This is a genomic window from Microcoleus sp. CAWBG27, assembly GCF_020883145.1.
In the GTDB taxonomy this organism is placed as follows: domain Bacteria; phylum Cyanobacteriota; class Cyanobacteriia; order Cyanobacteriales; family Microcoleaceae; genus Microcoleus.
Genome location: NZ_JAHREU010000071.1, coordinates 18887 through 38549 on the forward strand (window position 1 = coordinate 18887; position 19663 = coordinate 38549).

Below are 19663 nucleotides of genomic sequence, written 5' to 3' on the forward strand. Positions count from 1 at the left end.
CACTACGAACCTGGAAGGACTAAAGTCCTCACTACGAACCTGGAAGGACTAAAGTCCTCACTACGAACCTGGAAGGACTAAAGTCCTCACTACGAACCTGGAAGGACTAAAGTCCTCACTACGAACCTGGAAGGACTAAAGTCCTCACTACGAACCAGTCGGTAAATTTAACTTATTTATTCGGTTGAGGAGTCATCCGCAAATAAGGCTTAACTGGCGTGTAGCCTTTAGGAAATTTCTCTGCCAACTCTTTCGGGTCGGTAATCGAAGGTACGATGACGCAATCGTCGCCGTCTTTCCAGTCAACTGGAGTCGCAACGCTGTATTTGTCAGTAAGTTGCAGAGAATCAATTACCCGCAAAATTTCGCCAAAATTCCGACCGGTGCTAGCTGGATAAGTAATGCTCAAACGCAATTTCTTCTCCGGGTCAATCACGAATACTGTGCGAATTGTTAAGTTGTTCAGCGAGTTAGGATGAATCATGTCGTAAATGTCGGAGACTTTACGATCGCCATCTGCTAAAATTGGATAGTTGAGAGTAACTTTTTGAGTTTCCTCAATATCTTTAATCCAGCCCATGTGAGAATCCACATCATCCACACTCAGGGCGATGGTTTTCACGCCCCGCTTATCAAATTCAGATTTGAGACGGGCGACTGCGCCGAGTTCGGTGGTACAGACTGGAGTATAGTCCTTCGGGTGGGAAAACAACACGACCCAGCTATCGCCGGCCCAGTCGTAGAAATTGATTTCGCCTTCAGACGAGGCTTGGGTAAAGTTGGGAACTGTATCGCCTAATCGCAGTGACATAACTGGTTTCCTCTAATTTTATTTAACGACGGTTCTCTATCATCCCATAATTGCCCGGTTTCTCGATCGCACTGTAAATGATTTTAAACTTTTTGGTCGATCGCCGAGCAATTCCACTACTGTAATCTATATGCGACTTTGTTCCTACCGCTAAATTTTGTTGCTATGCTTTACTTTTTGCTGAAGACAATACAGCCTGTTTTAGTTCCCGTGTGTTTTGTCTGTGCCTGGGGTTTAGTTTTGTTGCTGTGCTCTAGTATCGCGCGTGCTGTCGGCGACTCAATGCACAGAGCTCAGCGGATGCACCAAATTCCTTGTGCTAACTGCGTGTTTTTCACTGGCGACTACCACCTCAAGTGTCCCGTTCAACCTAGAATAGCTCTATCTGAAGATGCGATCGACTGTTGTGATTATCGATCGCATTCGGGAACTTACGGTTAAAAAATCCGGCCGAGGCTTGACATATTTCTTAACATCTCTCGCTGTTTCGATTAAACTTAAACTTAAGTTGCGATCGAGAGATTTTCAGGAGTGTATAAAGAATGATAGTTCAAAAGCTAAACGGCTGCGACGAGTTTATAGCGGGTGACGGTACTCAACTGCGAGAATTGCTGCATCCAGACAAACAAGCTGTCGAGTTGCGTTACAGTTTAGCCCACGCCACCTTGCCACCGGGAGAAACTTCCGCGCTGCACTCCCTGACCACTTCTGAAGTTTACTACATCATTAGTGGCGTTGGGGAGATGCACATCGACGATGAGGTTCAATTAGTGCAAGTCTCAGATGCAGTTTACATTCCGCCAAATGCCAAGCAGTTTATTTACAACTGCGGAACAGAACCGCTAATATTTATTTGTATCGTCGATCCGGCGTGGCGAAAGGAAGACGAGACAATTTTTCAGTAATTTTTTTTTCAGTGATTTTACTGTTTATAGTTACCAGGCTGTGCCTGGTAATGACTGTCTAGAAGCTTTGTCTCCACCTCCCAAAACACCGTCAACAGCCATAAATTACTGTTAACAACAACAGCACCCAGCCATATGTACCGAGTGATTTCCTCTTTTTTCAACTTCGATGCGGAGTTGCAATAAATCTTCAGATTCACTTGCATTGCTCCCCTCTTATTAGTTGGGGAAGTATCAGTTTTGTTGGTGGGTGCTGCTATTGATTTTTGATGGGACAGATGTGAGATTAAACAGCGTTTTTACTCCTTAAATTGTATTTTGAATTTCGCTGCGGTATCTAGAATTGGTATCTGTCAGAGAAGCTTTTTGTTTGCTTCATATTATTAATGTACCACCTTCTTTTGGAAGCGCAAGTACCTGCAACTAAACTTTACAAAGGTGGGAAGAAGGAAGTTCGGCAACGGATTTTGTAACGGATGTAACGGATGTCGGGAAGAAGGAAGACAATCCTCTATTGGTAGAGATATTGGCGATGAATGATTAAGTTAAATTAAGGAGCGAGCTTTCTGGATGCTCAGTAAAAATATTAGAGTTTGGCAGAGGGAAGAGGGAAGACGGAAGAAGGAAGACAATCCTCTATGGTAGAGATATTGGCGATGAATTATGAAGTTAAATTAAGGAGCGAGCTTTCTGGATGCTCAGTAAAAATAGTAGAGTTCGGCAGTGGCTGCTGCTGCGAGAAACACCGATAATAATTTTATGAAAAAAACCAAACTCATCAAACTGTGCGCCTTATCGCTGAGCATTTTCCTGCTGTGTAGCAGTATCGTAACAGCGGAACCGATTGCGAATTCTCAACCGCAGCAGACTTATACTAACCAACAGATTCTGCAAGAATTACTAAAGGCGAAAGTCGTGTATCTAGGAGAAACCCACGATAGCACGGCAGACCACCAAGCTCAACTAAAGATTATCCGAGAAATGCAGCGGCAAAATCGTAAAATTGCGATCGCGATGGAGATGTTTCAGCGTCCGTTCCAAAGTGCGATCGACAACTACTTAGCTGGTAAACTGACAGAAGAGCAATTAGTCGAGCAAACAGAGTACGATCGCAGATGGCGATTTCCCTGGGAATATTACGCCCCATTTTTGCGGTTTGCCAAAGAAAACAAATTGCCAGTCCTCGCCTTAAATACACCATCGGAAGTAACGAGAAAAGTTGCCTCTCAAGGCTTAGAAAGCCTCACAGCAGAGGACAAAAAATATATTCCGCCAATTTCCGAAATTCGCACCGACAACGCCGAATACCGACAAATGCTGCTCGAAGTTTTCCAAGAGCACCAAAAGGCAGCACAGGGAAATAGTACGGCCTTTGAAAGATTTTTGCAAGCTCAAGTTTTGTGGGATGAAACTATGGCCCAAAAAATCGCTGAATTTGTCAAAGCTAACCCGGATTATCAAGTTGTGGTGTTGGCGGGGAAAGGACATATTATGTTCGGTTACGGAATTCCCAGCCGCGTCGAGAGGCGTTTGGGAGTCGGGAAGGTAAAAATGCGATCGGTTTTATTCGCTTCAGCTACAGATAGTCCTTTGTCTGCAAGCAAACCCATGGCTGACTTTGTTTGGAAGCACTTGGAATAGTACAATTTTACTCGCAAGCAATAATCGGGAAAAGTCAATGACAAACACACCAAAAATACTTGCATTTGCCGGAAGTACCCGGGAAGCGTCCTACAACAAACTGCTGGTAAAAGTTGCGGCTGCTGGGGCTAGGGCGGCGGGCGCAGAAGTTACTTATGTAGATTTGCGGGATTTGCCGATGCCACTATTTGATGAAGATTTGGAAGCAAAGGAAGGAATGCCAGAAAATGCCCGGAAGTTGAAGGAATTGATGGTAGCGCACGATGGGTTTTTGATAGCTTCCCCCGAGTATAACAGTTCGATTACGGCTGTGTTGAAAAATGCGATCGACTGGGTATCGCGCCCAGCCCCGGGCGAACCGGGATTGGTGGCATTTACTGACAAAGTTGCGGTAATTATGAGCGCTTCGCCTGGCGGATTTGGCGGTATGCGGGGATTGGTGCATTTGCGATCGATCCTGGGTAATATTAACGTGTTGGTACTCCCGGATCAGAAAGCCATTCCCCAAGCTTTTCAAGCATTTAATGCTGACGGTACAATGAAAGATCCCAAACAGCAGGAGTCTGTGGAGAATCTCGGCGCTAAGTTGTCTAATGTGCTGTCGAAATTAATCGCGTGAGGTGATTAATTAATTTTGCCGTAGGGACACAATATTGTTGTGTCCCAATCCTGGTATCGGTTATTTTGCTGGCTGCATCAAGTGCGATTCATAGAATAAAACCCTTGAAATGGCATCGTCAAAATCCCCAATATCCGACTAATTTCATTAATAAAAAAGTCTCGCTTGTCAATATAAATTGTACTGCCATTCAATTTAAGAAACTTCCAATCAGTACCTGTAGTCACAGCCCCATAAATACTGGCAATTTGCTCTCCGCTGCGCTGATTAAATAATTGGGCGGCTACCATTTCTGCAATACACTGGCCCAAGCCAGATTTAATACTTTCATTCTTAGCCTCTGTGAGAGTAATGACAGGGGCGCGAATTTCATAGGAATCCTTTGATGCAGTGAGAATATAATCGCAATAACCGTTCAAACCTGCTTCTACATCTACATTGAATTCTGAACCAGAGAAAAAACCAACTTGAAAATTAAATTGCCGCCTGACTTCCAATAATATTGGGGCAATAATTAACTCAGCGCGAGCCTTTTCAGTATTAATTGCCGTAGCTAAGGACAGGTTTTCAGTTAAAGTAGTTTGCAAATAGGAACTTGGCTGTACCTCCGGGATATCGCCAAACAAATCTAAAGGTTCTTCTACGGTTAAATTAAAAGATTCTCTAACTTTCGCTAAAGTTGTAAAATCGCTGTATGCCACAGGTTGACCTCCTTGCTCGATTTTGGCGATCGCATTCTCAAATTGCTACAATCATAGTTGATTGCCTGTTATCCTCACCCCTAAATTAACATGACATTCACCGGAGATCCAGAGTCAGCACCTGTTTTACCAACAGCCGAAGAAGCAGCGGTTGCCAAAACCAGCAGCCGCGCCTTAGAATCGCACTTAGAAAATCATCCGTCTGGCGAATCTCTCAAATTGATCTTAAACGAAAAAGAGGGAAAAACAATTGACATACCGGCCGCCGCGTTGCCGCTGTTATTGGCAATTTTGCAACAAACAAGCAGCGGCAATACTGTTAAGCTGATTTCACTTACTAAAGAACTTCATATTTATCAAGCAGCCGACATTCTGGGAGTTTCCGATAAATATATGCGGGAGTTGCTGGATGCTGGAAAAATCCCTTACAAGACAGTCAGGAACAGTCGCCGGATACGTTACGAAGATTTAATGGACTATAAAAAACAAAGTTACGAAGAAAGCAGTAAAATTATGGATATGCTTGTAGCTGAATCAGAAGCACTCGGTTTGTACCATTAAAACATGGCAACTTTAACTGTTATTTACGATGCCAATGTTTTGTATTCGGCATCTCTTCGTGATTTGTTTGTAGAGTTGGCAACTACCGACATAATTGAGGCACGTTGGACTGAAGAAATTCACGAGGAGTGGATGAGAAATGTACTTATAAACCGTCCCGATCTAAAATTTGAACAAGTTTCCCGAACCAAAAACTTGATGAATGCAAATGTTGAAAATTGCTTGGTACAAGACTATGAGAGAATTATACCAGAATTAGAACTTCCCGATCCGGGCGATCGCCATGTCCTGGCTGTGGCAATTCACTCTCGTTCTAAGTTTATTATTACTTTCAATCTCCGAGATTTTTCTGAAGAAGTTCTTGCACCTTACGATATTTTAGCGCAGCATCGAGATGATTTTATTTTACACTTGCTTGACCTCAACTGGCAAACAGTATGCAAAGCGGCAGAAAAGCAAAGAATCAGGCTCAAGAATCCGCCAAAAACGCCGGATGAGTATTTGGAAACGCTGGTAGAATTGGGACTGCCGCTGTCAGCAACTCGGATGCGAGAATTGTGTTATGCTGATTAGCCCGATCGCCTAGTAAAATTTTATTTCATAGAGATAATAGCTACTTAAAGCGCTACCACCAATTGTACCAGTACCGCATCACCCGATCGACCTAAAAGAAAACCACCCGATCGCACATTGGCACACATAGGCTAGAACAAGCATAATTTAACCATCGGTCATCGGTCGGTTATACTTGTCACAAACAGTATGGCAGGCGTGGGAGACTCCTCCGTCACACCTGCCATGCAGTTTTATTTAATATTAGACCTATTGCAAAATAATTTTATGCTATAATGAAGGGTTTGGCTTAAGTGGAGCAGATTGCTGGTTAGATCGGCACTTTAAAATTATGAGTTAGCTCTGGGGTCTAACACTCAAAACCTTTAATTGTAACTCGTGATTTTTTTTTCAACAGGTCTAATATGTTCCAGGATAGCGGTCAGTCCATATTTTATGTTCATTAAGATATTCCTGATTTGAAAGGCTTCTCCCGCAACAGTGAGTTTTTTTTCGTTTGTAGCAGCAATTAACGAAAACAACATCTTGAGATACAAATTAAAGCTTGCTCGCGGTCTTGTAAACCCGTAAATTTACTAGATTTCTTTGCCCAAATAACTCAATATTTTAAAAGTCTAAGTAATTCTATTTACGCCCCGCTTAAAGTTAGGTTGGCAAAGGTTATTATTTGTTTCCCTTTCTCGACTTTCTCCACAAGTGGACTGCTCCCAATCCCAAAAAGGCCAAAAATGAGGCGAAGGGGGAGGAGTTCTCCGGTACGGGAGTAGGAGGAGATTCGTTAATTTCTAAGGTCACAAGCCCCTCTCCTGAAATAGTTCCATTTCGGGCTTCGGTTATATTGTCAGTTGGGCGAGCATCGGGTATACTGGGCGGGGGTTGCAGGGGCGAAAAAGCAACTAGATCTGATTCTATCAATCGCTCCGACGATCTATCAATACTCCGGACAGTTTTTTGAGCAGCGATCCAAAGCCTCATTCTACCGTTAATATTTCATACAGCCCGGAACCCATAAACCGCATTATACCGTTGGTGATTGAAAACTGTCCGGACTATTGATCTATGAAACGTCGAAATATAGAGCCTGTATTTTTGGCGATCGCCAAAATTAGTTGACGTGCCATCAGATCGGATGCCTTTTAATATTGTATCTTCATTTTATGCAACTTCATGTAAAATTGGTATTATGGACGATGTATTTTCAGTTTAATGAACCAATACCAGAGGTAAAATCAACATGGTTGAATCTGTCAAATTGAGCAAAAATCAAACCACCACAGCCGACTGGCGATTAACTCCGGGCTACTTGCATGAAGGTAGGTTAGATTTTGAATCAGCACATATTTTGTTAGGGTATTTCTTGGCAGATAGAAATTCTCTAAATCCACCGGGAGAAAAAGAACTATTTGCTGAAGATGGTATTTTTGAATGGGGACACGCCCAGCCTCTAGAAAAAGTCATAAATTCACGGGAAGATGTGGAGTTTCTGCTCAAAAATCCTAATTTGTTACGCAACTGTATAACCATTATCGAACCCTGGGAACACGTAGGTGTTAACACTCTCGGAGAAGATGTTCGGGCTTCCAAAAACGTTGCCTACATTGCTCAAAAAGTTGCCGACATCGACTCAGTATTATTGCCAGTTTGGTCAACGGGAATCATCGATCCAGAAATAATTGTTCCGGCAATTAGCTGCGGTTATGCCGTAGTAGTAGAAGGAGGCGATCCATCGACATACGATGAATCGACTTGGACAAGTCCAGCCTGTCCACGAGAGGATATGTTTGCATTAGTGGAAAAATTGCTGATTTCGCGATCGCCCACGAGTGCCCCGGCAATATTCATCTGTGTAGGCCACCAACTGGCTGCTGAAGGTAACATAGGACTGATTCGTCGTGCAGTCAAAGAAGTCCTGGGGATGACATCTTTGGATGGCGATCGCTCCGGCATTGCTCTGAGATCGTTGCAAGAGGTTGCAGGGCGCATCGAAGCAATGGGTAAGACTCTTCAAGTTAAAAAACGTGATGGGCGGGTTGTTGCCCAGGGCTGGAACGATCGGCATTTTGCGGTGACGCGCAATGAATCCAAGGAAGTTGGCGATCGCGTGTTGTTGCCCTATCAGTCTCCAGACGGCGATGCCTTAGATATTCCTTGGGAACTCATCCATGCCCACTCTGTAACAGCAGATGCACATGAAGGTGTCATTGACACGACGATTCAATACGAGCATGAAGTATCAATTTCGATGTTTCACTCAGATGAAGTCAACGAAGAAGCTGTACTGTTTGCTAACTGGGCTTACCGAAGTATTCATGACGCCCTTATTCCTTATCGGCATTTGATAGCTGGAAGTCCTCTGTCATGGCTGATACAACTGCCTGATTCTGTGGAAATTCTTTGTTCGACAGCAGCTAATGGCGAAATAGTTACAGAATGTTCGGCTACGTGCATTAACTACAAAGACTTTGAAACCAAAAAAATTCGACGTTCTTTTACTTGCCAGTTCCATCCAGAATTGCTGTCAGATTTGCGTGCGATCGGTAACAGCGAAGCTCCATCATATGCAACTTTGAAGAATGATGATGGTGTCCGCTTATTTGTACGACTACTGTATGCAGGTATGCAAGAGTAATGCTGTTAGCTTGCTGTCTTTTGGGAGATGAAGATGACAATTGAACTGAAACTATAGCCTTTCAAGCGAAAGATGAGGTATGCTGAGTTATGCTACAACCCTTACAAAACCAACCTTTTCAGGTCAAGATTCGTCCGCGAATCAATGTGAGAAAGGCTATATCACAGCAACAGATCATCTTTTGAGCGTTCAATCACTTATTTTGAATTGAGCGCTCATCGGATACACTAGATGTTCGCTCACAATTGAAAACTATCGATCGACCCCTGCCAGTTTTTCTGCTGGAGCCGATCGCAAATTTTCAGTTTTTGATTCGCCAAATATTGCTGAAATTCGGGTTTTTCAATGTCGCTGCGCCACAGGATAGCAGCATCTTCTCCTGTGTCTGCGTAGTATCGCTTTCGCCGTCCTGCTTCCTTAAAGCCAAATTTGTGGTACAGAGACAGTGCGACTAAATTAGAGGCTCGCACTTCTAAAGTTGCCCTTTCTAACTGTCTGCGGTTTGCCGATTTTAGCAAAGCCCAAAGCAGAGCTTGTCCCAAACCCTGACCTTGAAAGCGCGGATCGATCGCCAAAATGGTAATGTGAGCTTCTTCTAAAATTGCCCACAGACAACCCAAACCGATGAGAATTTGGGGCATTTTTAGGGGTTCTCCCCCCGTACTCACCGGGTTTTGGGAGGTGAAAATATCAACAGACTCAAGTTCGCTGTCCAATTTTGCCGATCGGCAGTCCCCGGTTGCGGATGCCCACAAACCCAGTAAATCGCTATTAGGACTATCTAACTCGCGCCTGTAGCCTTCGATCGTCCAAAGTCCGCCAAAACAGAGGCGATCGAGCTCTACTGCACTGTTGAGGTGTTCGGCGGCGAGATGTTTGATTCCGAGAAAAGGCACAGGGGATTTTAGATTTAATAATTACTCAAAAGCATCAATCTGGGCGCTGATGACCCAATTGCTTGCCGTCAATTGTACACTGGAGAACACAGTAAGGATAGTTATTGCGCGATGGTATTAACTCAATCTATCGAAAAAGTGGAATCTGGACTTCAGTATCTGTCTAAGTCTCAAGAACCCAGGGAAAGTCGATCGCCCAATCAAGAGCTTTTACCGCTGACAGCCAGCGTCAACAGTAAGAATCATTTGGAAATAGGAGGCTGCGACGTAACAGACTTGGTAGAGAAATTTGGCTCGCCACTGTACATCTTAGACGAAGAAACGCTGCGGGCGACCAGCCGCCAGTACCGAGAGGCTTTTAAGCGGTACTATCCGGGCGAATCTCAAGCGATCTATGCTTCTAAGGCTTGGAGTTGTTTGGCTGTTTGCGCGATCGCCGCGGACGAAGGTTTAGGTATAGATGTAGTATCTGCCGGAGAAATTAAGACAGCACTAAAAGCTGGCGTGAATCCCGACAAAATCTATTTTCACGGGAATAACAAATCCCGCGAGGAAATCAAACTAGCTGTCACCAGTGGCTGCACGATCATCGCAGATAATTGGTGGGATTTAGAGAATCTAGCAGAGTTGGCAAAATTGGGTGTCAGTCACAAAGCTGGTGAGCGGATACGAGTTATGGTCAGGTTTACGCCTGGAATTGAGTGTCACACTCACGACTACATTAAAACTGGTCAAATCGACAGTAAATTTGGATTCGATCCCAACTCCCTCAAGGATGTTTTCATTTACCTCAACAAGCAGCCGTCTTTATCCTGCGTCGGATTACACGCTCACATTGGCTCTCAGATTTTTGAAGTGAAACCCCACCACGATTTAGCAGATGTGATCGTTAAGGCTTTCAAAGCAGCAATTGGGCAAGGGTTGAAGCCGACAGAAATTAATATTGGCGGTGGGTTGGGTATTCGCTATACTGAATCCGACGATCCTCCAAGCATAGATGATTGGGCTAAGACAGTCTGCGACGCAATGGTAGCAGCTTGCAACAATAATGAGAAGTTGCCATTACCGAAATTGCTTTGCGAACCGGGTAGATCGCTCGTGGGTTCAGCCTGCGTCACCGCTTATACGGTGGGCGCTAAAAAAGTCATTCCAGGAATCCGGACGTATTTATCGGTGGATGGCGGTATGTCGGACAATCCCCGTCCAATTACCTACCAATCAGTTTATCGAGTCCTCGCAGCCAACAAAATGTCTGCTGAGTTAACGGAAACAGTGACAGTTGCTGGCAAACACTGCGAATCAGGCGATATTCTGATAAAAGATGCTAAGTTGCCAGAGTGTCAGTCGGGAGATATTCTCGTCGTTACGGCTACAGGGGCATACAATTACAGCATGGCTTCTAACTACAACCGAGTCCCCAGACCGGCAGCGGTTTTGGTGAAAGATGGGAAAGTTGACACGATCGTAGAGCGGGAAACTGACGAGGATTTGCTGAGGTTCGATCGCCTTCCTGAAAGACTCGGAACTAAAAAGTAAGAAGTAAAACATAAAAAGTAAAAAGTAAGATGATTCATTGGGATTTCTTGATGATTGTTTTTGAACTTTTTACTTTTGGCTTGTTCAGTCACGCGATTGGAATAACAACTGTTCATGGTTCACGGGTTTGAGTGCATCATAGTTCGCGGTTCACAGGCGGTAAGGTTCGATGAACCATGAACAATCAACAATCTGGCTATGACTTTGGCCTCATTCAGTCCTTATTGATTCAGGCGATCGATATTGGACTGGTATTTGCCCTTGCGTATTTGGTGCTCGTCATTGTCGGGGAGCGCCGGACGCTTTGGATGGTACGGGGATTTATTATTTTGATGCTGGCGGCGGCGGTGAGTAACTGGGCTGGATTGAGGCTGTTGCACGTGGCGCTCAACAGCTTGGTAACGGGTTCTGCTGTGGCAATGGCGGTAATATTACAGTCGGAGTTTCGCCGATTTCTGGAACAATTGGGTCGGGGGGAAATTATACAACTGTTTGGACGCGATCGCCGACCAACTCCAGAACCAGACAGCGTAATAGATGAAATTGTGGACGCAGTAAAAGAACTTTCGCAAAACCGCACGGGCGCTTTATTAATTGTAGAAACAGATTCTCCGATCGACGATCGGGATTTTTCAGTTCCGGGAGTGAAGCTAAATGCGGAAGTCTCTAAGGAATTGTTGCAAACTATCTTTCAGCCGCAAACTTTGCTGCACGATGGGGCTGTTTTGATTCGGGCTTCGCGGATCGTGTCGGCTGGGGTAATTTTGCCTTTGTCGGATCGCAGCGCCTCGCGGCAGTTGGGAACCCGCCACCGGGCAGCGATGGGGATTACGGAACGGGTGCAAGCTTGCGTGTGCGTCGTGGTGTCGGAGGAAACGGGTTCGATTTCTCTGGCGCAGATGGGAACTTTAAATCGACCTTTGACTAGCAGCAAACTTAAGGAATTGCTGGAAGCAAAGCTGTTTCCGTCGGATGGAGAAAGAGTGGTGACTCCAATTCCCATCGGCAGTCTCGGACGGCAGATAGGATTGAAGGGAGTGACACTGTTAAAACGGATACTGCGCCGTTAGTCGGGTAATCGGGAGAAACCATGAGTCAAGGAATTTGCTTGGAAAAGTTGCCTGCGGATCTAAAACTAGAACTACTGCCTAAGCACATAGCAGTGATTATGGACGGAAACGGGCGCTGGGCTAAGAATCAGGGGTTGCCGCGGATTGCGGGACACCGCCGGGGGGCTAGCGCTCTCAAGGATCTGCTGCGCTGCTGCAAAGATTGGGGAATTCCAGCTTTAACAGCCTATGCTTTTTCGACGGAGAATTGGGGGCGGCCGGCCGGGGAGGTGGATTTTTTGATGAGTTTGTTTGAGGGCAAGCTGCGGCAAGAATTGCGCGAGATGGTGGACGAGGACGTGCAAATTCAATTTATGGGGAATTTGCAGGCTTTGCCGAAGTCTTTGCAGGCGGAAATCGAGCGCTCTGTGACGGCTACTCAGCACAATCGGGGGATTTTGTTTCGGGTGGCGACGAATTACGGCGGCCGCCAGGAGATTGTACAGGCTTGTCGGGCGATCGCCACTCAAGTACAAGAGGGCAAGTTGCAGCCAGAGGAGATTGATGAGGTTTTATTTAAACGCTATTTGTATACTGCTGATGTTTGCGATCCGGATTTGCTGATTCGGACGAGCGGGGAAATGCGGCTGAGCAATTTTCTGCTGTGGCAAATGGCTTATTCGGAAATTTACATTACTGAGACGCTGTGGCCGGATTTCGATCGATCGGAATTTCACCGCGCTTTGTCTGATTATCAGCAGCGCAGCCGCCGATTTGGCAAAGTCTAACGATTTTGGATTTTGGATTTTAGATTAATTTTTCAGTTTGCAATTAGGTATTGATTCTGAAGTATATTCATCAATCTAAAATCTAAAAACGATTTTGGAATTTTGGATTTTGGATTTTAGATTAATTTTTCAGTTTGCAATTAGGTATTGATTCTGAAGTATATTCATCAATCTAAAATCTAAAATCGCAAATCTAAAATCTAATTAGGGGCCTGAGAAAACGGCATCTTCAATGTCGTGACGCGAGAGGGAGTATTTGAAGGCTCGCTGAATGTCTTGGCCGTCGGCTCCGGCGTCAATATAGCGGACAGTGAGTTGGTCGATATCGAGGGAGAGTTCTGCTTTCCAGGTAGGTCGATCGATCTGCCAGCAGTGGAGTTCTCGCCGATCTTGCTGGCAGCCGCGGCTTTTTAGCCACTGCTCGATTTCTGGCAGTGGATGGCTATACAAAGGAGTGTCAGCGGAAGGAAGAGTCATAGGATTTTAGATTTTAGATTTTAGATTTTAGATGGGGGGATTCGGGGATTTGGGAATTGGGGATTTGAGGGTTTAATTGCCGCGAATTAAGCCGATCGCGATCGCCAGTACCAAGCATCCGACTAAAGTAGCCCCCATGATAAATAGAGCGAATATTTCGCCGGGGGACAGAGGGCGATCCGTGGGATCTAGGTAAGCCGAGTTAGAAGTTTTTTTACTCGATCCCGAAACCGGAGTGTTGAAGCCCGGGGGCGACTGAATCACGTTCAGGCGAGAATAACCTATTTTGAGATCGTAGGCGAGGCGGCGTTCTGGGTTGCTGAGGGTAGCGTAGGCGTTATTGAGCTGTTGAAATTTGGCGGTGGCGACTGCGGGTGGCAAGTCGGTAGTATCGGGATGGTAGAGTTTGCTCAGTTCCCGGTACGATCGCCGAATTTCGATCGCGGAGGCTGAAGGATGCAGCCCTAACAAGCCGTAATGACTGGAACCCAAGGGGGTTTTTCCTGGTGTTTTCTGACTTTTGTTTTTCGCAGTTGCCTCGTTTCCTGCCACCGAAGCCCCTCTCTGCCGATTGTTGATAATATTTGATTATTTTACCCCAGAGTTGAGTGTAGTGCCACTGTCTGCCAGATCGAGGGGTTGAGTGCGGGCGATCGGCTCTACTTCCTATCGATAGGTCGTTTTAAGCGTTTATTGTTTAAAGCCTCTCCTCTTTTCAATGCAAAAGATTTAAGTAGTGCCGAGAGCAAAAAGATACAGGCGAAGAATGCTACTAACTGAAACCCAAGCAACAAAGCTGTTTTAGGGTGCAAATGATATTTTTGACTTGTGAGTTGGTCGTAAATCAGGACTAATGGCGAGCCTACTACCCCAAATAGCCCCAGATAGTATCCATAGTCACCTATACGCCAAAGCAATCCCAAGAACCAACTTTGCTTGCGTAGTTTTTCATATTCAGGATAATCCAGTGACATAAAAAATCGATTTTTCCTACCTCATTACTTTAAACTAGGAATCGCTTTCTCGCAAATTCCGTACATCTTCAACAGTCAGCCCTGTAGTTTGGCTGATGGTTTCATCATCTAGGCGTGAAAGCCGATTTCGCCATAACCTTTTCTCAACACTGCGGATATTTTCTGCATATCTCAGTTGCTCCAAGTAAAGCAGCAAATACTTCAACTCATCATCAGTCTCATCCCCTTCAAAAGGGTTTACTCGTACTAGATTACCATAGCTGCGCTCCCACTTTTGAGGCGTATCATCCACTGCAACGATCGACTCTAGACGATACCCTTTGCGCTTGACTTTTTTAATATTTTTGCGATTGTAATATTCAAACCACTCAAGATCGTAGGCAATTGTGCAGCGATCGCTTGCCCACACAAACGATAAACTTTGGGGATCTTCAAAGATGGCTGAGACAATTGCGCTCGCATAAGACGGCGTTGAAGATGTCCAGACTGCAACCTCAAACCAGTCTAGGCAATTTTTCAAAAAGACATCAAGAAACGGTCGTTTGTAAATGTAATATGGCTCCACTAAAAAGTCAGCTTGCCGAGGGAGAGATGCTTCGGTAGCATAAATTAAAGTTTCATCAAGATCCAGAATCAATAATTTTTTGCTAAAATCCACAATCAAAAATCCTTCATCACTAAATCTAGCTCGACTCCCTGTGCCCAATTACTTTAAACTATGAATCTCCCCGCAAATTTTGCACTTCCTCAACGCTAAGCCCAGTAACTTGGGCGATTGCGCCATTATCTAGCTGTGAGAGTAATTGTTGGGCGATCGCCAGCTTTTCTTCTCGCTTTCCTTGTTCTATGCCTTGTTCTATGCCTTGTTCTATGCCTTGTTTTATGCCTTGTTTTATGCCTTCGTTAAGCGACTTAATAATTGCTCCCTGTTGGTCATAAATAAACTGTTCTCTTTTGTCCAAATCTTCCACTTCCTCTCGGCTCAACTTGGCTTGATTCGCAATATTAAAAGCTTCTTTTATTTCTGGTATGGTATCCATTGTTTCTGGAACCGATGTCAGACTTCTCGCATTTTTCATGAAATAAATCCATTTATCTGCTAAAGTTTCAAGTTGCTCTTCTTGTTTGGTAAACTTCGGCAACTCTACAAACACTAAATCTAGATTATTTTCGGGATAAACAAAGTTTTTCTTGACTTCTTTGAAGACAAATCTTGAAATAAATTCTTCACTTTCGGGAAACATTTCAAAATCCGTAATTGTTAGAGCAATCACTGGTCTCAACAGTCGATAGCCTTGGGCTGCTTCCAATTGAAAAGCATAGGTTTTAGCTGCATTGTACAACACTCGCTTCCCAAAAGACTGGACGTTGAGCACTTGCATTTCAATAATTACTAAAGTGCCATCGATCAGTTTGGCTTTCACATCGAGATAACTATCTTTTAAGCCTTCTAGTTTGGGAGGCAGATTCGGGTTAATAATTTCTAAGTCTTCGATGGTGGAATTGCCTTCATAAATTAAGGCGTTGAGAAAGCTGATTAGAATCTCTTTGCTTTCTGAGGAACCGAAGATTTTTTTGAAGGCGTAATCTGTTTTCGGGTTGATAAATATCATAGTAGTCAGATTTAGTTTTAAGGTTATCGGTTTGGTGGCGAAACAACGGGATTTGAGATCCGTCAAACGGCTGATTTTGTTTCAGGTAATGGCTTGACATTTTCTGGCAAATGTGAGTTGCCGATCGCCAGCACGGGCTCATCGTCCCTGTGTTCGTTATCGATCGGCAGTTGGCAAGAAATCAATTCTGTGACGATCCGATCGCCCAAAACATCTTCCCAATCCTGCAACTGTTCCCTGGCTTTGATCGGCTCGTTGACAGCTACATCTACGCCCATTTGTTGGAGGTTGAGGCTGTGGGCTGTCGATCGACGATTGACAAACTCCACCAGCCAAACGCTCAATCCGACTGCGGCCATCAAAGGCAACACAATCCGGTAATCGCGGGTTAATTCAAACATCAATAGAATGGCTGTCAGCGGTGCTCTAGCGCTACCTGCGAGGACGGCGGCCATACCCACCATTGCGTAGGCGGCAGGGCCTGCGACTCGATCGCTCAATGCCGGGATCATTTCCAAAAAGATGCCGTAAGCCGAACCCAAGGAAGCTCCCAAAAACATCGCCGGAGCGAAGATACCACCCACTAAACCGCTACCAAGGCTGATAGCTGTCACCGCCAGTTTGACGAATAGCAGCAACAGCAGCAAAGACAAGGAAAATTTGACATCTTGGAGCATTGCTTGGACTGTTTCGTAGCCCACACCCAAAACTTGAGGCAATTGCAGGGCGACTAAACCGACGATCGCACCGCCGATGACGGGATGAAGCGGCCGGGGCAGTCGTCCGAGCCAAGTAAATCCTCGGGTTTTTCCTTGAAAACAGCGATCGGCCAATTGAATTGCTTCTGTATAAGCTAGGGAAACTCCGCTCGCCAAAAGTCCCAATCCTATGTACAGCGGCAGTTCTAGCGGGCTGCGGACATCATAGACAGGCAAAGCAAAGGCAGGCTGAGCGCCCAAACAAATTTGAGCTATCAGCGCCGAAACTACGGCGGAGAGCAAGACAACGCTGACTGACGAAGTGGCAAAAGTGCTGCCGAGCACGACTTCTAAGGCAAAAAAGACTCCGGCGATGGGAGAGTTAAACCCCGCGGATAAACCTGCTGCTGCTCCCGCGCCGAGGAGCAAGCGCTGCCGTTCTGGGGAAAGCTGCAAGATTTGAGCTAGCAGCATTCCGAAGTTGGCGCCGATTTCCACGCTGGGGGCTTCCGGGCCGAGGGAGGCGCCGGTGCCCAGGGATACTGAGGCGGCCACCATTTTGGTGATGGGTTTGAGCGGGGAGAGTTCTTGCAGCCCCCGCGTCGCGGCAATTAAGGATGACATATTCGGGCCAAAATCGCGAAACCGCCACCGCATCAGCCCGATGATGACTCCGCCGAGGGTGGGAATGCACGCTAGAGTCCAAGATCCCGAAGAGGCGATCGCCCCCATAAAGTCTTCCAGCATCAGGCTGTGGATCAAGTGGATCAGGTAGTGAAATGTGACGACGCCTGCGCCAGTAACTCCCCCGATCACTAGGGAGAGGACGAGCAGGAGGGTTTCTGGGTTCGGATGCAGGCGGCTGAACAGCGGGCTGAGGCGGGAGGAATGGGGAGTTTCTGCGGTTGGGCCGGGCGGCAGCAGCTCCACAGGATGGGTGGCTTTCATTTAGCGGTTCATTCTTCTGTGAGAAGTTAGATAAATATTACATTTTATTTCTTATTTTCATTTTGAGTGATTTCATGGGAATTGACAAGTTAATTAAGGCGTATTTTATGGCAGATTTTTGGGGCTGGCGGCTGGGATGGAATGACCGCTTCTGAGGGTGAGTGAATTTTAGCTGATAATTGTATGCTCAGTTACATTGAAACTTAGATAAACTGAGTGATAATCCTAACTAACTATATCTATAGTCTTATAGTTTCGGGCGAAAGTTTGTAGTGAGGACTTCAGCCCTCGGGGAATAGGACTAAAGTCCTCACTACAAACCTAATTTGAGATTTGAGATTAAACAAAAAATCTCAAATCGAAAGTTTGTAGTGAGGACTTCAGTCCTCAGGGAATAGGACTAAAGTCCTCACTACAAACCTGTTTGATGGTGGCTGTTCGATCGCAACTATAGCAATTGCCACAACGGTGAGGACATAAATAACCTCATGAATAGAACCGATATCCGTCAAGGATAAATGGTTTAATTGCCGTACTGTGCAACTTTCAACTATCAACTCTATAGGGCCCGCACTCTTGGCAGGGCCCCTACAACTGTCAACTGTCAACTGTCAACTGTCAACTGCTATCATATCGGTTGTTGCGCGGCCGGGATTCTGGGTTTGGGTTTGGCGATCGACATTAGCGGATCGCCGATGGTGGCGACTTTCCAGGGCGGGGATTCTAGCTGGCGGGCTGCGATCAAAAAGGGTGCCCCTCGTTTTAGGCGATCGACCATTATTTTAGGTGGAATAAATGCAGATAACAAAGGTTCGTTGACGCTGCCGACATAGGCGTAAGCACCATTTTGCAACCACCGGCCAGCAACGGTATTTGCATCATCTGGATCTGCTGCTGACCAACTGTGAATCATGTGGATTGCTGCGGGAAATTTCAGTTTTGGTATATCCTCAACCACGGCGTCACCGTTACCGACTTGGAATGATTTGGGATAGCCTTTGGAATTAATTAATATTAAGTCAAATGTCCACGGTTTGGATGCTACTAAACTCCGCCACAATTGAAGGGTAGACTCGGGTTTTTGCACTAATTCGACATTCAAACCTATGCTTTTTAGTCCGCTAGCTGCTGACTCCATTTCATATTTTCCCCAATTTCCTTCTTTTGGGTAACTGTCATACAGCATAGCTGTTTCGCTGTCGAGAAATATGGCGCACATGGCTTGATAGATCGATCGCACTTCCGATCCGTAAATCCAGCCAGCCGCGGCCCAACGTTCGCCATTGGGATGCCGTCCCAAACCGTCGGTAACAGCTAATTGTTCATCTTGCTTTTGCGGAGATTGATATTTTACTGCTAGTTGGCGTACAATCGCGATCGAGTCGATCGCATCTCCGAGTTGAGAGTAAAAATATCCGGTAGATTCGACAGCTTTAGTAACTGCTGTTTGCAGAGTTTTCCACTGTGCAGTATTAAGGTTATCATTGGGTTTTCCGAAGTTGCCTTCGAGAAATACTAAAGGTTGGCCGCGGGCCGCTGCTAAGGCAACTGCGGCTAAACGTGCTGAGTCATTTTCTGATGTGATTACTACTCCTGGCGGTTCCCAGCCGAGTTCCGTCCATTTTGCTTTTAAGGTTTCACGATCCGTGGCATTCCAGGCTGCTGCCGTTGCCTTCAGCATTAATTGTTGGAGTTTTTGACCTTTTGGCATCTCCTGTTTGATGCTTGGTAAACGGAGGATTTCGGCGGGTTGGAAGCGCTGCAAAAACATCGGCGCATATTTCTTATCTTCCATCAGAATTGGCCAGCGTCCCTTGAGATTCCACTTTTGGATTGCGGCTAAGAATGTGGCTTCGTCGGGGACTAAAACTATGCGGTTGACTGTTGGGATGTTCTCGCGGATCAGGCCGACTCGCAGGCCTATTTGCACTGGCCAGGGTTCTTGTTTGGCTGAGGCGGGGAGTTGAAAAGGTTTTTTGAGAAGGCGATCGCACCCGACAGCGATTGTTGCTAGGATGGAAATAAGGGCGATCGCTAGCAATTGAAGTTTTAACTGTTTTTTCATGAGGGAAGGGAAGAGCAGTAAAAAACTCTATCGCCAACACTATAATTTATAAGTATAGCCTTTCTCAGAAAGATGAGGTACAATGTTACTGACACTTACTCATGATGATTAAACAGAGAAGACACGATCTAATTAACTACAGTTACATGGTTCAGTAAACCAGGCGAAAGCGATAGAAC

20 protein-coding genes are annotated in these 19663 nt (G+C 45.5%); 10 read left to right on the plus strand and 10 right to left on the minus strand.

The genetic code is table 11. The annotated features are described in order from the left end of the window. Positions 1-172 precede the first annotated feature (172 nt). Positions 173-811 carry a peroxiredoxin gene (locus QZ938_RS27575; RefSeq protein WP_293152832.1) on the minus strand — a complete coding sequence of 213 codons (639 nt, stop codon included), beginning with the start codon at positions 809-811 and terminating at the stop codon, positions 173-175. Between the two features lie 165 nt (positions 812-976). Between QZ938_RS27575 and QZ938_RS27580 the strand changes: the two genes are divergently transcribed. The 4 genes from QZ938_RS27580 to QZ938_RS27595 all read left to right on the plus strand — a co-directional run bounded on the left by QZ938_RS27580 (position 977) and on the right by QZ938_RS27595 (position 3976). Then, entirely contained in the window at positions 977-1252 is a 276-nt protein-coding gene (locus QZ938_RS27580) for a hypothetical protein (protein WP_293354796.1), read from the plus strand. Positions 1253-1353: 101 nt separating this feature from the next. Further along, the gene (locus tag QZ938_RS27585; protein WP_293354793.1) at positions 1354-1716 is read left to right on the plus strand and encodes a cupin domain-containing protein; all 363 of its coding nucleotides are present in this window, start codon (positions 1354-1356) and stop codon (positions 1714-1716) included. A gap of 759 nt (positions 1717-2475) precedes the next feature. Further along, positions 2476-3357: a ChaN family lipoprotein gene (locus QZ938_RS27590; protein WP_293354790.1), complete on the plus strand. Its 882-nt coding sequence runs from the start codon at positions 2476-2478 to the stop codon at positions 3355-3357. 37 nt (positions 3358-3394) lie between these two features. Continuing rightward, complete coding sequence (locus QZ938_RS27595) at positions 3395-3976, plus strand: NADPH-dependent FMN reductase (RefSeq protein WP_293354787.1); 582 nt, start codon at positions 3395-3397, stop codon at positions 3974-3976. 77 nt (positions 3977-4053) lie between these two features. On the opposite strand, the gene QZ938_RS27600 is transcribed toward QZ938_RS27595, so the two are convergent. Continuing rightward, positions 4054-4677, minus strand: coding sequence for a hypothetical protein (locus tag QZ938_RS27600; RefSeq protein ID WP_293354784.1), 624 nt, complete (start codon positions 4675-4677; stop codon positions 4054-4056). Positions 4678-4767: 90 nt separating this feature from the next. On the opposite strand from QZ938_RS27600, the gene QZ938_RS27605 reads away from it, so the two are divergent. The 3 genes from QZ938_RS27605 (at position 4768) to QZ938_RS27615 (ending at position 8440) form a co-directional block, all read left to right on the plus strand. Continuing rightward, positions 4768-5238 carry a helix-turn-helix domain-containing protein gene (locus QZ938_RS27605; protein WP_293354781.1) on the plus strand — a complete coding sequence of 157 codons (471 nt, stop codon included), beginning with the start codon at positions 4768-4770 and terminating at the stop codon, positions 5236-5238. A gap of 3 nt (positions 5239-5241) precedes the next feature. Beyond that, entirely contained in the window at positions 5242-5811 is a 570-nt protein-coding gene (locus tag QZ938_RS27610) for a PIN domain-containing protein (RefSeq protein WP_293354778.1), read from the plus strand. 1234 nt (positions 5812-7045) lie between these two features. Further along, a complete protein-coding gene (locus QZ938_RS27615; RefSeq protein WP_293354775.1) occupies positions 7046-8440 on the plus strand; it encodes a hypothetical protein in 1395 nt (464 codons plus the stop codon). Between the two features lie 239 nt (positions 8441-8679). Here the strand turns inward: QZ938_RS27615 and rimI are convergent, their stop codons facing one another. After that, positions 8680-9336 (minus strand): ribosomal protein S18-alanine N-acetyltransferase, encoded by a 657-nt coding sequence (gene rimI, locus QZ938_RS27620; protein WP_293354772.1) that lies wholly within the window; start codon positions 9334-9336, stop codon positions 8680-8682. 111 nt (positions 9337-9447) lie between these two features. Between rimI and lysA the strand changes: the two genes are divergently transcribed. The 3 genes from lysA (at position 9448) to QZ938_RS27635 (ending at position 12709) form a co-directional block, all read left to right on the plus strand. Next, complete coding sequence (lysA, locus tag QZ938_RS27625; protein ID WP_293354769.1) at positions 9448-10872, plus strand: diaminopimelate decarboxylase; 1425 nt, start codon at positions 9448-9450, stop codon at positions 10870-10872. A gap of 176 nt (positions 10873-11048) precedes the next feature. After that, positions 11049-11942, plus strand: a complete 894-nt coding sequence (cdaA, locus tag QZ938_RS27630) for a diadenylate cyclase CdaA (RefSeq protein ID WP_293123166.1) — start codon at positions 11049-11051, stop codon at positions 11940-11942. A gap of 20 nt (positions 11943-11962) precedes the next feature. Beyond that, positions 11963-12709, plus strand: coding sequence for an isoprenyl transferase (locus QZ938_RS27635; protein WP_293332437.1), 747 nt, complete (start codon positions 11963-11965; stop codon positions 12707-12709). A 204-nt stretch (positions 12710-12913) separates the two neighbouring features. Here the strand turns inward: QZ938_RS27635 and QZ938_RS27640 are convergent, their stop codons facing one another. The 7 genes from QZ938_RS27640 to QZ938_RS27670 form a co-directional block, all read right to left on the minus strand. Next, on the minus strand, positions 12914-13186 hold the full coding sequence (locus tag QZ938_RS27640; RefSeq protein ID WP_293123172.1) for a DUF3143 domain-containing protein: 273 nt from the start codon (positions 13184-13186) through the stop codon (positions 12914-12916). Between the two features lie 72 nt (positions 13187-13258). Next, positions 13259-13738 carry a J domain-containing protein gene (locus QZ938_RS27645; RefSeq protein WP_293229821.1) on the minus strand — a complete coding sequence of 160 codons (480 nt, stop codon included), beginning with the start codon at positions 13736-13738 and terminating at the stop codon, positions 13259-13261. Positions 13739-13845: 107 nt separating this feature from the next. After that, on the minus strand, positions 13846-14160 hold the full coding sequence (locus tag QZ938_RS27650) for a hypothetical protein (protein WP_293152861.1): 315 nt from the start codon (positions 14158-14160) through the stop codon (positions 13846-13848). A gap of 34 nt (positions 14161-14194) precedes the next feature. Further along, entirely contained in the window at positions 14195-14818 is a 624-nt protein-coding gene (locus tag QZ938_RS27655; RefSeq protein ID WP_293152863.1) for an NIF family HAD-type phosphatase, read from the minus strand. 58 nt (positions 14819-14876) lie between these two features. Next, the gene (locus QZ938_RS27660) at positions 14877-15773 is read right to left on the minus strand and encodes an Rpn family recombination-promoting nuclease/putative transposase (RefSeq protein ID WP_293354766.1); all 897 of its coding nucleotides are present in this window, start codon (positions 15771-15773) and stop codon (positions 14877-14879) included. Positions 15774-15835: 62 nt separating this feature from the next. After that, positions 15836-17419 (minus strand): chloride channel protein, encoded by a 1584-nt coding sequence (locus tag QZ938_RS27665; RefSeq protein ID WP_293332449.1) that lies wholly within the window; start codon positions 17417-17419, stop codon positions 15836-15838. Between the two features lie 628 nt (positions 17420-18047). Then, the gene (locus QZ938_RS27670; RefSeq protein ID WP_293354763.1) at positions 18048-19484 is read right to left on the minus strand and encodes a hypothetical protein; all 1437 of its coding nucleotides are present in this window, start codon (positions 19482-19484) and stop codon (positions 18048-18050) included. Between the last annotated feature and the right edge of the window lie 179 nt (positions 19485-19663).

Coding starts and splice junctions, on each gene's coding strand:
- QZ938_RS27575 (WP_293152832.1), bottom strand. CDS start 811: ATGTCACTGCGATTAGGCGATACAGTTCCCAACTTTACCCAAGCCTCG.
- QZ938_RS27580 (WP_293354796.1), top strand. CDS start 977: ATGCTTTACTTTTTGCTGAAGACAATACAGCCTGTTTTAGTTCCCGTG.
- QZ938_RS27585 (WP_293354793.1), top strand. CDS start 1,354: ATGATAGTTCAAAAGCTAAACGGCTGCGACGAGTTTATAGCGGGTGAC.
- QZ938_RS27590 (WP_293354790.1), top strand. CDS start 2,476: ATGAAAAAAACCAAACTCATCAAACTGTGCGCCTTATCGCTGAGCATT.
- QZ938_RS27595 (WP_293354787.1), top strand. CDS start 3,395: ATGACAAACACACCAAAAATACTTGCATTTGCCGGAAGTACCCGGGAA.
- QZ938_RS27605 (WP_293354781.1), top strand. CDS start 4,768: ATGACATTCACCGGAGATCCAGAGTCAGCACCTGTTTTACCAACAGCC.
- QZ938_RS27610 (WP_293354778.1), top strand. CDS start 5,242: ATGGCAACTTTAACTGTTATTTACGATGCCAATGTTTTGTATTCGGCA.
- QZ938_RS27615 (WP_293354775.1), top strand. CDS start 7,046: ATGGTTGAATCTGTCAAATTGAGCAAAAATCAAACCACCACAGCCGAC.
- lysA (WP_293354769.1), top strand. CDS start 9,448: ATGGTATTAACTCAATCTATCGAAAAAGTGGAATCTGGACTTCAGTAT.
- cdaA (WP_293123166.1), top strand. CDS start 11,049: ATGAACAATCAACAATCTGGCTATGACTTTGGCCTCATTCAGTCCTTA.
- QZ938_RS27635 (WP_293332437.1), top strand. CDS start 11,963: ATGAGTCAAGGAATTTGCTTGGAAAAGTTGCCTGCGGATCTAAAACTA.
- QZ938_RS27640 (WP_293123172.1), bottom strand. CDS start 13,186: ATGACTCTTCCTTCCGCTGACACTCCTTTGTATAGCCATCCACTGCCA.
- QZ938_RS27650 (WP_293152861.1), bottom strand. CDS start 14,160: ATGTCACTGGATTATCCTGAATATGAAAAACTACGCAAGCAAAGTTGG.
- QZ938_RS27660 (WP_293354766.1), bottom strand. CDS start 15,773: ATGATATTTATCAACCCGAAAACAGATTACGCCTTCAAAAAAATCTTC.
- QZ938_RS27665 (WP_293332449.1), bottom strand. CDS start 17,419: ATGAAAGCCACCCATCCTGTGGAGCTGCTGCCGCCCGGCCCAACCGCA.
- QZ938_RS27670 (WP_293354763.1), bottom strand. CDS start 19,484: ATGAAAAAACAGTTAAAACTTCAATTGCTAGCGATCGCCCTTATTTCC.